Source organism: Pseudoduganella rivuli, assembly GCF_009674485.1.
GTDB lineage: Bacteria > Pseudomonadota > Gammaproteobacteria > Burkholderiales > Burkholderiaceae_D > Rugamonas > Rugamonas rivuli_B.
In genome coordinates, this window is the sequence record NZ_WKJJ01000006.1 from 14,231 (window position 1) to 30,383 (window position 16,153).

At 63.8% G+C, this 16,153-nt stretch carries 12 protein-coding genes; 6 read left to right on the forward strand and 6 right to left on the reverse strand.

The window, feature by feature from the left end; all coding sequences use genetic code 11:
- Positions 1-44: 44 nt before the first annotated feature.
- Genes GJ700_RS10650 through GJ700_RS10660 form a run of 3 tightly spaced genes read right to left on the reverse strand, consistent with a single transcriptional unit; the run spans position 45 to position 4,683 of the window.
- On the reverse strand, positions 45-1,307 hold the full coding sequence (locus GJ700_RS10650) for a cytochrome c (protein ID WP_154373493.1): 1,263 nt from the start codon (positions 1,305-1,307) through the stop codon (positions 45-47).
- Positions 1,304-1,855, reverse strand: coding sequence for a (2Fe-2S)-binding protein (locus GJ700_RS10655; protein ID WP_154373495.1), 552 nt, complete (start codon positions 1,853-1,855; stop codon positions 1,304-1,306). Before GJ700_RS10655 ends, GJ700_RS10650 begins: the two co-directional genes overlap by 4 nt.
- Positions 1,852-4,683, reverse strand: a complete 2,832-nt coding sequence (locus GJ700_RS10660) for a xanthine dehydrogenase family protein molybdopterin-binding subunit (protein ID WP_154373497.1) — start codon at positions 4,681-4,683, stop codon at positions 1,852-1,854. Before GJ700_RS10660 ends, GJ700_RS10655 begins: the two co-directional genes overlap by 4 nt.
- A gap of 277 nt (positions 4,684-4,960) precedes the next feature.
- On the opposite strand from GJ700_RS10660, the gene GJ700_RS10665 reads away from it, so the two are divergent.
- Positions 4,961-6,217 (forward strand): PAS domain-containing sensor histidine kinase, encoded by a 1,257-nt coding sequence (locus GJ700_RS10665; RefSeq protein WP_154373499.1) that lies wholly within the window; start codon positions 4,961-4,963, stop codon positions 6,215-6,217.
- Here the strand turns inward: GJ700_RS10665 and rpoD are convergent, their stop codons facing one another.
- On the reverse strand, positions 6,218-8,746 hold the full coding sequence (gene rpoD, locus GJ700_RS10670) for an RNA polymerase sigma factor RpoD (protein ID WP_154373501.1): 2,529 nt from the start codon (positions 8,744-8,746) through the stop codon (positions 6,218-6,220).
- Between the two features lie 350 nt (positions 8,747-9,096).
- Between rpoD and GJ700_RS10675 the strand changes: the two genes are divergently transcribed.
- Complete coding sequence (locus GJ700_RS10675; RefSeq protein ID WP_154373503.1) at positions 9,097-9,558, forward strand: ProQ/FINO family protein; 462 nt, start codon at positions 9,097-9,099, stop codon at positions 9,556-9,558.
- Positions 9,558-10,250 (forward strand): 3'-5' exonuclease, encoded by a 693-nt coding sequence (locus tag GJ700_RS10680; RefSeq protein ID WP_154373505.1) that lies wholly within the window; start codon positions 9,558-9,560, stop codon positions 10,248-10,250. The genes GJ700_RS10675 and GJ700_RS10680 overlap by 1 nt, the downstream gene beginning before the upstream one ends.
- A gap of 119 nt (positions 10,251-10,369) precedes the next feature.
- Here GJ700_RS10680 and GJ700_RS10685 read toward each other — a convergent pair whose 3' ends face one another.
- Positions 10,370-11,785: an aminotransferase-like domain-containing protein gene (locus GJ700_RS10685; RefSeq protein ID WP_154373507.1), complete on the reverse strand. Its 1,416-nt coding sequence runs from the start codon at positions 11,783-11,785 to the stop codon at positions 10,370-10,372.
- 98 nt (positions 11,786-11,883) lie between these two features.
- Between GJ700_RS10685 and GJ700_RS10690 the strand changes: the two genes are divergently transcribed.
- On the forward strand, positions 11,884-12,663 hold the full coding sequence (locus GJ700_RS10690; protein ID WP_195763854.1) for a c-type cytochrome: 780 nt from the start codon (positions 11,884-11,886) through the stop codon (positions 12,661-12,663).
- Entirely contained in the window at positions 12,660-13,940 is a 1,281-nt protein-coding gene (locus GJ700_RS10695; protein WP_154373509.1) for a c-type cytochrome, read from the forward strand. The genes GJ700_RS10690 and GJ700_RS10695 overlap by 4 nt, the downstream gene beginning before the upstream one ends.
- Before the next feature lie 13 nt (positions 13,941-13,953).
- On the opposite strand, the gene GJ700_RS10700 is transcribed toward GJ700_RS10695, so the two are convergent.
- Entirely contained in the window at positions 13,954-15,078 is a 1,125-nt protein-coding gene (locus GJ700_RS10700; RefSeq protein WP_154373511.1) for a type IV pilus twitching motility protein PilT, read from the reverse strand.
- A gap of 291 nt (positions 15,079-15,369) precedes the next feature.
- Here GJ700_RS10700 and GJ700_RS10705 point away from each other — a divergent pair, with 291 nt between their 5' ends.
- Positions 15,370-16,146: a head GIN domain-containing protein gene (locus GJ700_RS10705; RefSeq protein ID WP_154373513.1), complete on the forward strand. Its 777-nt coding sequence runs from the start codon at positions 15,370-15,372 to the stop codon at positions 16,144-16,146.
- The last annotated feature ends 7 nt before the right edge of the window (positions 16,147-16,153 follow it).

Consider the following 16,153-nt stretch of genomic DNA (forward strand, 5'->3'; position numbering starts at 1 on the left):
CAAGGGCAGCCGCGGCCGGCTGTATTACGTCTGCGTTATTGCCGTCAGTGGTGCGCGCCACCCTCCTCGCGGATCGCCCTGACTTGCGACTCGGTGACTTTGGCGGATATCCCGCCCCAGCCGCCGCGCAGGAAGTTGACGAGGTCCGTCACTTCCTTGTCGCTGAGTTTGCCCGCGAAGCCGGGCATTTCCTGCATCGATTCCTTTTCGCCGAAATGCTGGGCCTTGATGCCGTCCAGCGTTGCCGCGATCAGGTTATGCGGGTCGGTATTGCGCACAGACGTGTTGCCCTTCATCGCAACAGCCACGTGCGGCTTGCCGCCGCCGTCCAGGCCGTGACAGCCTGCACAGACGGCGAGATAAGTACGCTTGCCGGCGTCGATGTCCGCCCCCGACAGTTCCACCGGTTTCAGCGCTTGCGGCGCCAGCGGCTTGTCCCCGAACAGGTAGGTGGTCATCGCTTTCAAATCTTCCGGCTTCATGTGCTGGGTGCTCATGTGCACCACGTCGAACATTTCACCGGTGGCCGAACCTTGCTGCGCCACGCCGGTGGCCAGGAAGGTTTGCATGTCTTGCGGCGTCCAGCCGGCGGCGGACAGGCCTGCCGGCGAGATATCGGTGGCGCCGATGCGCGCCATGCGGTTGCCCGTCAAGGTGCGCGACAAATCCATCTGCCCCAGCGCGCCGCGCGGCGTATGGCATTCCGCGCAGTGGCCCAGCGTGTTGGCCAGGTAACGGCCGCGCTTCCATTCCGCCGACGAACCGGCCGACGCATCGGTCAGTTCATCCTTGAGGAACATGGCTTTCCAGATCCCCATGCCAAAGCGCATGTTGTACGGGAACTTCAAGTCCGGTTCCCTGTTCGCCACCGCCGCCGGTTTCAGCTGCATGAAGTAGGCGTACAGCGCATCGGAATCCTCGCGCGACAGGCCGCGGTACGACGTGTACGGCATGGCCGGATACAGGTGCTTGCCGGGCGCCTTGCCGTCATGCAGGGCTTTATAGAAATCGTCGCGGCTCCACGTGCCGATGCCGTGTTCCTTGTCCGGCGTGATATTGGTGCCGTAGAACTTGCCGTACGGGGACGCCAGTTCGACGCCGCCCGCATAGGTGGCGCCCGTTGGCGCCGTGTGGCAGGCGGCGCAGTCGCCAGCCTTGGCCAGGTAGCGCCCGCGTTCGACCATTTCCTTGTTGTTGGCGGTGGGCGCCGAGGCGCCCTCGCCTTTGCCGCCGCAACCGGACAGCAACAGCATGGCGGCTCCAGCGACCGCGCTCAAGGCGGTGGCCAGGTAAGAAGGCTTCATCATTTGCCCTCCTTCACCAGCCCCGGCGTCGACAGCACAACTTCCTTGACCGCTTCGTAATAGCGCACGTAACCCGTGCAGCGGCAAATGTGCTTGTTCAGCGCATCGGTGATCGTGCTTTCAACCTGGTCCTTGGCGATCGGCGCTTTCTTCAGGCGTTCGATCAACACGGTGGCCGCCGTGACAAAGCCCGGCGTGCAGTAACCGCACTGGAAGCTGAAATGCTCCATGAACTTTTGCTGGATGGCCGAGACACCGGTGACTTCACCCTTGTCGTTGCGCTGCGCGTGGCCCTCGACGGTACGGATTTTCTTGCCTTCGAAGTGGTGCGCGCCCGTGATGCAGGTGCGCACTTCTTCGCTGGTGCCGTCCGGCTTGTCCACGATGATGGTGCAGGCATGGCACACGCCCTGGCCGCAGCCCAGGCGCGAACCCGTCAAGTCGCAGTATTCGTGCAGGAAGTCCACCATCATCAACCCTTCCGGGGCTGGGGTGGGGCCGACGGACTTGCCGTTGATATGTAAGGTAATGGGTTTGGTGACGATGCTCATGCCAGCACCTCCTGGATACGTTGCGGGGTAACAGGCAGATCGGTGAACCGATGGCCGATGGCGTGCGCGATGCCGTTGACGATGGCGCCAACGACAGGAATCATCACGACTTCGGCGATGCCTTTCGGGGGATCGGTTTCCGACAGCGGCGGCAACACTTCCGAAGTCTGTTTCCAGACCGCGACGTCGGTTGCGCGCGGCAAGTGGTAACGATTGAAGTTCCACGTGCCATTACCGGGACCGTCCTCGTACAACGGGAGGGATTCATGCAAGGCGTGGCCTATGCCCATCGCCAGGCCGCCCTGCAACTGGCTCGACACCAGTTGCGGCGACAGCATATTGCCGCACTCCATGATGGAGTGGTGCGTCAGCAGCTCGACCTTGCCGCTGCCTTCATGCACGGCCAGCTCCACCAGGGTGCCGACCGCGCTGTAATACGTCACCATCGCGCCGTTACGCTGCACGGGCGGGATGTAAACCTTCTTGCGGTTCAAGACGTGGTAGCCGCCCGGCGTCGACGCTTGCGCCTTCTTCGAAGCCGCCGCGCCGTCGCCATAACGGACCGACAGGCCGTCGATCGGCAGGCGCGTGTTGGCGCCATTGATTTCCCAGTCCGCTTCCGTCCATGCCCAGCGGTTGAACGCGTGCACGGCGGCGCCCGTCACCAGGCCCAGTTCGTGCGCTTTCTTCACCAGGGTTTCGTACGGCAGCGCTTCCAGGCCGTCGGCCGTCAGCTTGCCATCGACCCAGCGCGCATCTTCCACCCGGATGGTGACCGATCCGGCCTGGCCGCCCATGTAGCCGGAACTCCAGATCGCCATGGCGGCCGGCCACAGGCCGTGCATGAAGATCACGCGGGCCGCTTCGCGCGTGGTGTGCGTGTAGTAGAACGCGGAATTGGTGGCCGACGCCGGCGAGCAGTACGCGTTCGACCAGCGCGGGTTGGCGGACAGCTTGTCCTGGTCCGCCTGGCTCATGATGTACGGGTCGCCGCTGGTTACCACCGGCAAGTCGTGCCATTCCGTGACGGCCGTCAGGATGTCGGACGCCGGGCGGTTCAGCCACTTGGCCACCGCCACCGCCTGCGACGTCGACATGCCGGTACCGATTTCCGTACCGCTGTGCCACAGGTGGATCTTGCCTTCGGCATCGATCTCGACGCGGGCAAACGAACTTTCCGCGCCGGTGCCGAAGTCTTTCTGCGTGCACGCGAAGCCCACGCCATAGCGCTTGCCCGGATTGGCCGCTTCGAATTCGGTTTTCTTCTTCGCGCGGTTGACCCACAGCGGATGCGCCTTGGCCTTTTCCAGCACTTCATCGACGCGCACGGCGCCGGCAGGGATCGCGCCCTGCGTATTTTTCATGCCGCTGCGCAGCGCATTTTTCAGGCGGAAGTCGATCGGGTCCAGCTTCAGCTGTTCGGCGAATTCGTCGACCATCATTTCCGTCGCGGCCATGCTTTGCAGCGTGCCGTAGCCACGGGCGGAACCCGCATCCACCGCACGCGACGCGATGGCGACAGCTGCCAGGTCGTTTTTCGGGAAGTAGTAAATCGATTGCGCCGCCGTCGCCGCCACCATCGCCACCGATGGCGAGAAGTTGCAGCGACCGCCGCCGTTCGCTTCCAGGTAACCCTGGAACGATTGCATCATGCCGGTCTTGCGGTCGACGCCGATGCGGTATTTCATGCTGAACGCATGGCGCTTGATCGACGTCTGGAATTGCTCGTAGCGGTCGTTCGCCAGGCGCACCGGCTTGCCGTTCGCGTACAGCGCCGTCACCAGGCCGTAAAACGGGAAGTTGTAGTGGTCCTTGGAACCATAGCCCACCGTGTAGCACGGGTGGACGAACAGCTGTTTGACGGGGAACTTCGCGGCCGCCTTCTTCATCATTTCCAGCGCGCTGTCCATGACTTCCTGCGGGCCCTGCGTGGCGATCACCAGGTGCAGCGCCTGTTTCTCGGCGTCATACCAGCAGTTGGCGTTATCCGGCTCCAGCGCGGCCGTGTCGACCGACTGCGTGTTGTAGGTACGTTCCAGCACCAGCCAGTCGCCCGGCGGATTATCCAGTTCAGATTTGATCTGGTTCGCGTAGAACATGCCCTGCTCGCCCAGCTTGCCGTGCTCGACGCCATCCGGCCACACCGGCTGCTGCTTGCGCATCGCGCTGGGGAACACCGGCGCGTTTTTCAGGCTGGAGAAAGCGTCATCGTCGTTGGACGTGGCGCCGCCCACGCGCACGAAGCGGAACGAGCCCCACGGGTCGCGCTCCAGCAGCGGTACGGCGTCGCCGTATTTAACGGCGGACTCCTGGAATTGCAGCTTGTCTTTGGCGAAGCGGTAACGGGCGAAATCGTCGTAAATCAGGATCGCCACCGCGTGGCCCAGGTAATGGGCGGCCTTCCCTTCCGGCAGCAGCATATCGGTGCCATAGAAGCCCGGGAAGGCGACGCCGTCGCGTTCCAGGTCGGCAGCCGTCACCACGCGGTCCGGTTTCAATTCATCGCCCAGCAGCGACAGGTCCACCCCCGCATATGCGCGGTCCGTGCGCGTGGCGCGCAGGATGAAGGCGTGGGACTGCTGTTGCGGCCAGTGCGGCATGTCCTTGGCGCGGATATCGCGCGCGAACACTTTCGCGCCCGTGACCTTGGCCAGGGCGTCGATACGTACCTTGGCCGTGGCGCTCTTGGGATCCCAGGCGACCGGCGTCAGTATTTTCTCTTCAAACAGGGCGGCAAACGCTTTGCCCCCAAGCGGGGCGACGTAGACCGCCACACCCGCAACCATCCCCGCCTTCAGGAAATTGCGGCGTGAAAGTTCGACCTTCATTGTTAAATACTCCCATTTTCGATGACGGACTTTCCCTAGCTGTACCAACTACACGGGATGTACTAGTGGGGTGCTCAACTGGCGGGGCTCAGATCATCGTCCCCTCATCAATTATCGCTGTCAAGAAAGTCCGGGCGGCACTGTCTCATTGGCGCAGCGTCATGAACAGGGGCCCCTATACGTGGTCACTACATATTTCTATATGTCACTTGCGCACTGATATGTGCTATACATATGCATGCCTAAAGAATAAAAGTGCAGGTACAATCGTGGCCCCATGATGACTGCACTGAACCTACTTTTCGTCACCGTTTGCGCCCTACTGGCGATGCTGTGGCGCCGTGCCGCGCGCACCGCCAGTAACAATTCCCGGCTGCTGGAGCAGGCCCGCAACGAGGTGGAAGCATTGCGCCTCGAACTGGAGCGGGCCCGCGCCAGGACGGCGGAACTGGCCCGCAGCGAAGACCAGTTGCAGCACATCGTCTCCATGCTGCCGGTGGCGCTGTTCCTGAAAGACCCGGATTCGCGCATCATCATGATGAATGAAGCGTGCGAACAGATTTTCGGCGTCGACTTCGCCAAGCTGTCCGGCACGCGGGGCAGCGCCTACTACCCGCCCGACCAGATGGAAGGTTTCCTGGCGGCCGACCGTATCGCCTTTGAATCCGGCAAGCTGCGGGTCGAAGAGGAATGGCTGTGGCATGGCGGCCTGCAGGAAGACCGCCGCGTGCAAACCTTCAAGCGCCCCGTGTACGACAGCGACGGCAAGCCCGCGGTATTGATCGGCATGTGCATCGACGTGACCGAACGCATGCGCGCCGACCTGGCGCTGCAGGACACGCTGCGCCAGTTGCGCCAACTGTCCGACCACAAGGAAACCACGCGCGAAGAGGAGCACCGCCGCCTGGCCCGCTATGCGCACGATGCGCTGGGCCAGAACCTGATGGCGCTGAAGCTGGATGCGGATATGCTGCACCAGCGCACGGCGCGCAACCACCCGCGCCTGCACAGCCAGGCGGGCGGCGCGCTGACGACGCTGGACGCGTCGATCCACGCGGTGCGCACGCTGATCAATGAACTGCACCCCAGCACGCTGGAACTGGGCTTGCCGGCCGCCGTGGACTGGCTGCTCAAGCAAATGGAACGTAGCAGCGGCATCCACTGCCAGTTGCACCTGTTGAACGACGCCTCCCAGGATGCACTGCCGCCACGCGAAACGTGGGCGCTGTTCCGCATGATCCAGGTGGCGCTGGCCAATATCTCGGCCGCCGCCCAGGCCACGCGCGTGGATGTCACGCTGGACCTGGCGGCCGATGCCTTGCTGGTGGTGGTGGGCGACAATGGCACCGGCCTGGCGTCCAACGGCGCAGCGCCGTTCGGCGTGCTGGCGCTGCGCGAGCGCGTCAGCGCGTTTGGCGGCGACGTCGTCGTCAGCAATACGGCCGGCAAGGGCACCACGTTGACGATACGTCTGCCCGGAATGCAAAAACGGGAAGCCGCGGCTTCCCGTTCCAATACTTCCTGTATTGCGTAATTAATTCTGCGTCAGGAAGGTTTTCAGCTTGTCCGAACGCGACGGCTGGCGCAGCTTGCTCATGGCCTTCGCTTCGATCTGGCGGATACGCTCGCGGGTCACGTCGAACTGCTTGCCCACTTCTTCCAGCGTGTGGTCGTTCGACATTTCCACGCCATAGCGCATACGCAGCACCTTGGCTTCGCGCGGCGTCAGCGAATCCAGCACTTCCTTGATCACGTTGCGCATCGATGCGTGCATCGCGGCGTCCAGCGGCGCCAGGGTGGTGTTGTCTTCGATGAAGTCGCCCAACTGGGAATCGCCATCCTCGCCCATCGGCGTCTCCATGGAGATCGGCTCCTTGGCGATCTTCATGATTTCGCGGACTTTGTTTTCCGGCATTTCCATCTTGACCGCCAGGGTCGCCAGGTCCGGCTCGCTGCCGGTTTCCTGCATGATCTGGCGCGAGATGCGGTTCATCTTGTTGATGGTCTCGATCATGTGCACCGGCACGCGGATGGTACGGGCCATGTCGGCGATGGAACGGGTGATGGCCTGGCGGATCCACCACGTCGCATAGGTCGAGAACTTGTAGCCACGGCGGTATTCGAACTTGTCCACCGCCTTCAGCAAACCGATATTGCCTTCCTGGATCAGGTCCAGGAATTGCAGGCCGCGGTTGATGTACTTCTTCGCGATGGAAATCACCAGGCGCAGGTTGGCCACCGTCATTTCACGCTTCGCCGTGCGGGCGCGCTTTTCACCGGCAGCCATCTGCTTGTTAATCTTGCGCAGGTCGGCCAGCGGCAGCGCCACGCGCGCCTGTAAGTCGATCATCTTCGATTGCAACTCTTTCACGGCAGGCACGTTACGGCCCAGCACCGCGCTGTAGGGATAGCCGGCGTTGACTTCACCGTCGACCCAGTCCAGGTCGCATTCGTTGCCCGGGAAGACCTTGATGAAGTGGGCGCGCGGCATGCCGCAGCGGTTCACGCACAGTTCCAGCACGGCGCGCTCGATCGAACGCACCTGCTCCATCTGGCCGCGCAGCGTATCGCACAGCTTTTCCGTGACCTTGGCGGTGAAGCGGATGCCCAGCAATTCAGCGGAAATGAATTCCTGCGCTTTCACATAGGCCGGCGAGCCATAGCCGCCGGCGGCCTTGCGCATTTTTTCGAACTGCTGTTCGATCAGGGCGAACTTTTCCAGCGCGCCCTTCTTCAGTTGCGCCAGTTGTTCGGCCGAGTAGCCGGCCGCGCCGCCCGCGGCGGCGCCGTCCTCTTCCTCTTCGCCGACTTCTTCCTCTTCCTCGTCATCATCCGATGCGGCGGCAACAGCCGGCGCCGGCGATGCGGCCGATTCGTTCAGGTCAACGAAGCCGTCGACCACGTCATCGACCTTCATTTCGTCGGATTCGATCTTCTTGGCCAGCGCGATGATTTCCGCGATCGTGGTCGGGCAGGCGGAAATCGCCTGGATCATGTCCTTCAAGCCTTCTTCGATACGCTTGGCGATTTCAATCTCGCCTTCGCGCGTCAGCAGCGCCACGGCGCCCATTTCACGCATGTACATGCGGACCGGGTCGGTGGTGCGGCCAAAGTCGGAATCCACGGTCGACAGCGCGGTCGCGGCAGCCGCTTCCACTTCATCGTCGGAGGCGGCGGTCACCACGCCATCGGTCAGCAGCAGGCTTTCCTGGTCCGGGGCGCGCTCGTAGACAGCGATACCCATGTCGTTCAGGGTCGCGATGATGCCTTCGATGGCTTCCGGATCGATGATGTTTTCCGGCAGGTGGTCGTTGATTTCGGCGTACGTCAGGTAGCCGCGGTCCTTGCCCAGGTTGATCAGGTTCTTGAACTGCGTGCGGCGTTTTTCCAGTTCCTCGGCCGATGCGCCACCCGCGCTCAGCGCGTCCAGGCCCTTGGCCTTGCGCTCGCGCGCCTTCGACGCGGCCTTCAGTTCGGCGCGTTCCACGGCGTTCAGCGCCGCCACTTCATCGTTTTCCGGCGTGAATTCGCTAGGCTTGCGGCCACGGCGGCCTGGCACTTTCACGCCCGGCAGCTGGTAGCCGGACGTGTCGATGGCGGCCAGCACGGCCGCATCGGTGACCTGGCTCACGGCAGGCGCGGCGCCCACCGGGATGATGGTGACCGGCGCCGCTTCAGCCTTGGCCTTGGCAACGCGGGTTTTCGCGGCCGGCTTGACGGCGTCGCCGCCGGCGGCAGCCAGCGACACGGCGGTCGCCGCGCCCGGCTTGCGCGCCACTTTTACAACAGGCACTTCCACGGACGTTTCCGCTACCGCCGTCACGCCTTCCGCCATGGCCGGCACGGCATCCACCGCGTCCGAAGCCGCGCCGGTTTGCACCGCTTCCGCGGCCGCCACGGCGGCCAGGCGCGAACGGGTTTTCTTTACGACGGTAACTTTGCCGGCAGCCTCTTGCGCATTGTCGATGACATAAGATAAAGTGGTCTTAGGTACAGCCAGTTGCGCCGCAGTAGTGCGTGGGGCTTTGGCAGACAACGTGAGGGTTTTCGGCGTTTTCGTCATTCAAATATCTCTCAATGCGAGACCATGCCGACAGATCCGGTTCCAGACCGTCAGCACACAACATCTCGTCGGAAATTGAAAAAAGCCCGTTGCATTCACTGTACGGGCTTGCTTTATCTACAATGCAAGGCGGGAACGTATTGCTGGTTAATTTGCTGATTTGCTCTATACCTGCTGCAAGTCCTGCCGCTACAGCCAATTTTGTTTGGCGAGTCGATTATTATAACGGCTTTTGAGCGCAAGCGCACGTTGAATATCTAATAAGCAAAACAACATGGTGGCGGATTTTGCAATGCAACGATGCTGACAGCGTGATATGCTGGCGGCCTCTTGCTTAACCTGTGAAGTCGATGAACACTAGCCTTACCCCGGAACCGGCGGCCACCGAAGCGGCCATTCAACCAGCCGCGCCCGCGCAAACCGCCCGTGCCCTGTTGAAGCAACTGCAGCAACAATTCCCACCTTTCCGCGATTGCCTGCCCCTGTCGATCGGTATCGACAAGCAAATTCTGGCGCAAATGCCGGGCATCGACAAAAAGCTGATGCGCGCCGCGCTGGGCATCCACACGGGTTCGCAGCGCTACCTGCGCGTGATGGAAAAAGCCACCGTGCGCTATGACCTCGATGGCAAAGCCGGCGCCGAAGTCACCGACGTGCATCGCAAGCACGCCAAGGAAGTGTTGAAAGAACGCCTGAAAAAAGAAGCGGAGCGCAAGAAAGCCGAGCGCGAAGCCGCCGCGGAAGCGGAAGCGGCCCAGCAGCGCCAGGAAAAACTGAACCTGCTGGCAGCGAAATTCTCCAAAAAAGGCTGATGGACGACGACGCCGACTTGCCAGCCGATGGCGGGCCGGGGCTTGCCCCGGATTTGCCGCCTTATATCGGCATTGCGCTGTCCGACGTGCGGCTGGTGCGCGGCGCCGCCGAACTGGAAGATGCGCATTCGGCATTGCTGGCGGCGGACGTGATTGGTTTCGATACCGAATCCAAGCCGACTTTCCTGAAAGGGCAATCGTCCGACGGGCCGCACCTGGTGCAGCTGGCGACCGATGGCACCTGCTACCTGTTCCAGATCGGCCCGCAGCCGTCGCCCGCGCTGCCGCTGTTAAAGGAAGTGCTGGAGTCCGAGCAGATTTTAAAAGTCGGTTTCGGCCTGTCCGATGACGTGCGCCGCTTACGCGCCAAGCTGGGCATCGAGCCGCAGCGCGTGGCCGATTTGTCCGTGGCCCTGCGGGGCGGCCAGCGCAACGACCTGGGCGCGAAAAGCGCCGTGGCGCGCTTCTTTGGCCAGAAACTGCAAAAGTCCAAAAAGATTTCCACCACCAACTGGGCCGCGCCGCGCCTGTCGGAACGGCAGATCCTGTATGCGGCCGATGACGCGCAAGTCGCCCTGCGCATTTACCGCCACTGGATCGCAGCGGGCAATGTATTGCCGCCGCTGCGGCCGGCCAAGCATAAGCGCAAGCCGCGGCCGCCGAAACCGGCAGCCGCTTCCGGCGCCACGTAGATCCCCTGCCGGGCCAAAGCGCCTGCCACCACCACGAACGGATGCACCATGCATGCGCCACCGCGAGCGCATGCGGTACCGATCACGCACGCATGGCGGCTTGATCAACCCAAGCCGCCCTACGGATTTTGAGCCAACCGCCCCAACAAGGCCATTGCATCCTCCTGCTCCGCATTCCACGGATGCCCGTAATTCAGGCGCAAGCAGTGGCGGTACTCGCGCCGCGCGGAAAACATCGGTCCCGGCGCGATGCTGATGCCCCGCTCCAGCGCGCTCCGCTGCAACGCCAGCGTATCGGCGCCCGGTGGTAATTCCACCCACAGAAAATAGCCGCCGTCCGGCCGGGTGGCGCGCGTCCCCGGCGGAAAGTGCCGCGCCACCGCCATCAGCATGGCGTCGCGCTGCGCTTCCAGCGCGGTGCGCAACTGGCGCAAATGGCGGTCATAACCACCCTGGGCCAGGTAACCGGCCAGCGCCAGCTGCGACGGCATGGCGCACGCCAGGCTGGTCGACAGTTTCAGGCGCTCGACGGCGCGTGCATGGCGGCCCGGCGCGGCCCAGCCGATGCGGAATCCCGGCGCCAGGCACTTGGAAAACGAACCGCAATGCATGACCAGGCCTTGCTGGTCATAGCGCTTGGCCAGCGCCGGGCGGCGCGCGCCGAAATACAGCTCGCCATAGACGTCGTCTTCGATCAGCGGCACGCCATGTTCCGCCAGCAGCGCCACCAGCGCCTGTTTCTTCTCGGGCGGCATCAGGCTGCCCAGCGGGTTCTGGAAGCTCGTCATCAGCCAGCAGGCGGCGGGCCGGTGCCGTTCCAGCGCCTGCGCCAGCGCCGTCAGTTCCATACCGTCGCGGGGATCGGTCGCCACTTCCACCGCGTTCAAGCCGAGGCGCTCCAGTGCCTGCAACGCCGCATAAAACGTGGGCGACTCCACCAGCACCGTATCGCCCGGCCGCGTCACGGCTTGCAGGCACAGGTTCAGCGCTTCCATCGCGCCATTGGTGACGACGATGTCGTCCGGCGCGACGGGCGCGCCATCGAGCTGGTAGCGCAGCGCGATCTGGCGCCGCAATTCGGCATTGCCCGGCGCCAGGTCCGCCACCGTGCTCCACGGATCCAGCCGGCGCATGGCCGACGCGGTTTCGCGCGCCAGCCGGTCCAATGGGAACAGCAGCGGGCTGGGGAAAGCGGAACCGAACGGCACGGCTGACCGGTTGCGCGCCGCTTCCAGCACGTCGAACACCAGCGCGCTGACATCGACGGCGGCCGCCTCGCCGGCCGGCGCCGATGCCTGCGGCTGCGGCGGCGCATCGTCCGGCAGGCGGCGGCGCGCCACGTAATAGCCGGAGCGGGGCCGCGATTCAATGACGCCGCGCGCCTCCAGCAGGTAATAAGCCTGGAACACGGTGGCCGGACTGACGCCCCGGCGCGCCTGTTGCTGGCGCACGGACGGCAGCCGGTCGCCGGGGCGCAGCGCCTGCTGCGCCACCAGGTCTTCGATTTCCTGCGCCAGCGCTTCGTAAAGCTTCAATCTGATCCCCTGTTTTGTTGCGTTTCTGCGCCTGTCCATCCGTGCCGCACAGGCGTATTCTTGCATCTCAGTCCACCATTTTAAAGAATGGGCACCCGATGAGGAAACCGATCCTGGCCATCTGCCTGGCCGCAACCATGCTGGCGCCGCAAGCATACGCTGCTCCCGCCAAGCCCGTGGCGCTCAAGGAACTCCCCGACACCATGGCCCAGCGCGTGGCGGCCTGCACGGCTTGCCACACGGCCGGCGCCAATGTCAAAGCCGACGCCCAGGCGGCCGCGCGCGGCGACGTGTACTTCCCCCGCATAGCCGGCAAGCCGGCAGGCTACCTGTATAACCAGTTGCGCAATTTCCGCGAAGGCCGCCGGCATTACGCGATGATGACGTACATGACGGAGCAATTATCCGACGCCTACCTGATGGAAATCGCCGAATACTTCGCATCCCTGCACCCACCCTACCCCGCGCCCGGGAAAACCAGCGCCACCGCCGCCATGCTGGAACGGGGACGCGTGCTGGCATTGCAGGGTGATCCGCAAAAGAAAGTGCCCGCCTGCGTGGCCTGCCATGGCGACAAGCTGACTGGCGTCGTTCCGGCGATCCCTGGCCTGGTCGGCCTGCCCCGCGACTATATCAATGCCCAATTCGGCGCCTGGCGCGACAAGGGCCGGCGCGCGCATGCCCCCGACTGCATGGCCGATATCGCCGCCCGCCTGTCCGACCAGGACATCGCCGCCGTTTCCGGCTGGCTGGCGCAGCAACCAGCCGATGCCGCTATCCTGCCTGCCGAAACGATCGCCCGTCCGCTGCCCATCGCCTGCGGCAGCGCGCCGGACAATCCGGCCACCAGCGCCCCCCGCACCGGAGGCCAGCCATGAACCGCCGTCTCGCCATTGCCTGTGCTGTCTTCGCCATCCTGCTGGCGGGCCTGTGGCTGATCGCCCCGGGCGACGACCCGATGCCGCCGCCCGGCAAAGCCACCGCCGCCCTGTCCGCACCGGACAGGATTGCGCGCGGCGCCTACCTGGCCCGCGCCGGCGATTGCCAGGCCTGCCACACCACGCGGGGCGGCCAGCCCTATGCGGGCGGGCGCGCGCTGCAAACGCCGTTCGGCAACGTGTTCGCTCCGAATATCACGTCCGACCGGGAAACCGGCATCGGCGCCTGGAGCGCCGATGAATTCTGGCGCGCGCTGCATAACGGCAAATCGCGCGACGGCCGCCTACTGTACCCGGCCTTCCCGTATACCAACTACACCAACGTGTCGCGCGACGACGCCGATGCGCTGTATGCGTATTTCCAGACCGTTCCGGCGGTCAAACAAGCCAGCCTGCCCCACGAAGTGCGTTTCCCGTACAACCTGCAGGCCAGCCTGTGGGTGTGGCGCTCGCTGTATTTCCGCCCTGCCGTCTATCGCGAAGACACGGGGCAAAGCGCGCAATGGAACCGTGGCGCATACCTGGTCCAGGGCCTGGGCCACTGCAATGCCTGCCACAGCACGCGCAATGTACTGGGCGCGTCCAGCGATCGCATGTCGGGCGGCCTGATCACGATGCTGGGCTGGTATGCGCCATCGCTGACGTCCGACGGCGAAGCGGGACTGGGCGACTGGGACACGGCGCACCTGGCGCAACTGCTGAAAACAGGCGTATCGCCGCGCGCCACCGTGTTTGGCCCGATGGCGGAAGTGGTGCGGGAAAGCTTGCAGCACCTGTCGGACGACGATGTGCAAGCCATGGCCATGTACCTGAAAACCCTGCCCCACGCGGGCGGCAAGGCCAAGCCCTATGAACGGATGGAGTCGCCGGAAGCGCAGGCATTCATCAACCTGGGCAGCGAGGTCTACCTCAAGCATTGCGTGCAGTGCCACGGCTTTGGGGGCAAGGGCTTGCCGCCGGCCTATCCCCCGCTGAACGGCAACCGCGCGCTCTTGATGGAAGAAGCGGCCAATCCGATCCGCATCGTGCTCAATGGCGGCTTTGCCCCTGCTACCGCCGGCAATCCAAGGCCATACGGCATGCCGCCGTTCGCGCACGTGCTGTCGGACACGGAAGTGGCGGCCGTGGTGTCGTACATCCGCGCCGCGTGGAATAACAACGCGCCTCCCATCAACGGCAACGACGTCGACCGCTACCGGAGGGTCCCGCTGGATTGACGCCCGTGATGCGCTACGACGTGCGCGCCGCCAGCCCCACCCGGTCCGTGGTGGCATGCCGCGCATCATCCAGCGCAATCTTTTTCTCGGCCAGCAGCACGCGCAGCACCGCGTTCATCGTGTGGCAGCCGTCGCGCTGCTGCGCTTCCATCCAGTTGCGGATGCCCGTCACATTGCCCGCCTCGATCATGCGCGCCACATCCGGGTGCATGGTCAGGCATTCGGTGGCCAAGTGGTAGCGGTCGCCATCCACGGACGGCAGCAGCGCCTGGCACAGCACGCCGCGCAGCGCGTGGGCCAGCGCCTGCTGCTGCGGTTCGGAGTTGCCCAGTAAACGTATCATTTTTTGCAAGCCCAGTTCCGTCGAACGGGCGTGCAACGTGGCCAGCACCAGCGGGCCGGATTCGGCCAGCGCCAGCGCTTCCTGCGCCGTCTGCGCATCGCGGATTTCACCGATGACGATGACGTCCGGCCGTTCGCGCAGCGCGTCCAGCGCACCCAGGTAAAAACTTTCCACGTCGCCGTCAAAGCCCACTTCGCGCTGCGTGATCACGCACATGCGCTGCGGGATCAGCGTTTCGACCGGGTCTTCAATGGTGATGATGTGGCCCGAGCGGTGCTTGTTGATTTCATCGAGCATCGAAGCGATGGTGGTGGACTTGCCCTGGCACGTATCGCCGATGATCAGCACCAGGCCGCTGGTTAATTGTGCAAATTTCTGTTCATGGGGACGCAGCCCCAGGTTCGCCAGCGGCAGCGGTTCCTTGGGGAAGCGGCGGATCACGCAGCCGAGCCGCTTCTTACCCTGGAACGTGAAGCAGTTGGCGCGGATGCGGGCCATGTGCAGGTCGATCGACCGGTCAAAGGCGCGGTCCTGGATCCGTTCCTGCCAGTTCGGTTCCACCACTTCAAAGAATTCTTCCAGTTCTTCGCGCGTGATGGGCGAATCCGTCACCGCCACCAGGCCCTTGGGCTGGCGCAGCAGGAGCGGGCTGTTCTGGTGGATCAGGATGTCGCTGAAGGTCAGCCGGGAATTGAGCAGGTGCAGGATTTGCTCCACCAATGTGCCGAACACCGGGTGGTCTTCGTTTTCCTCATAGGTCAGCGTGCGTATCTGCGAAGACTGGTGGTATTCCATGACTCGATTCCCTGGGTAAATTAATAGTTCCGCAAGGATTATACGGTCCGCAGGCCGCGCCGCCAGCGGTTTTGATGCCGCCAGCCGCGATTATTGGCATGGATGCCACGTCCGTTGACAAGCCGCCGCCATGGCGGCCAATTGGCGGCGGCCGGAACCGCGATTTTGCATTCTGTTCCCTGTCCACGGCAGTCTGTCGCATGGCGGCTGCGGTGGCAATCTTGCCGCCGTACCATGATCCTCATCAAGTCTCATTCACATTCAAAACACGTTTCACTGAGGAGAGTCAACATGGCAGCATTCCACAACATCGCCCGTTCCGTCCTGCTGGCCGCCAGCGCCCTGGCCATCATCGTGCCGGCTGCCGGCGTGCAGGCCGGTCCGCTGAGCTGGCTGCGCGGCGGCGAAGCCGTGCAAGGCAATGGCAAGATCGTCAAGCAGACGCGCGAAACCGGCCATTTCACGGGCCTCGCGCTGGCCTTGCCGGGCGAAGTGGAAGTGCGTACGGGAAATACGGAAAATATCACGATTGAAACGGATGAAAACGTGCAAGCGGTGATTGAAACCGTGGTGGAACACGGCGTGCTGCAAGTGCGCCCCGTCAAGCGCGACGTGCGCATCGAAACGCGCAACCTGAAAGTCATCGTCAACGCCCGCATGCTGGACAGGATCGCCGTCGGCGGTTCCGGCTCGGTGGATGCCGACACGCTGAAGGCGCCCAAACTCACGTTCGACGTGGGCGGTTCGGGCTCCATCAACGTGCGCAACATGGAAAGCGATGCGGTGGCGGTATCGCTGGGCGGTTCCGGCAGCCTGAAGGCGGCCGGCAATACGGAACGCCTGCAAGTGTCGATCGGCGGTTCCGGCAAGGTGTCGACCGACAAACTGGCGGCGCGCGACGTTTCCGTCAGCATCGGCGGTTCCGGCCAGGCCACCGTGTGGGCCAAGCAGTCGCTGAACCTGTCGGTGGCCGGTTCCGGCGACATTGGCTACTACGGCGATCCGCAGATCAGCAAGAGCATCATGGGGTCCGGGTCCGTCAAGCGCCTGGGCGGTTCGCCAAACTAAGCGCGCC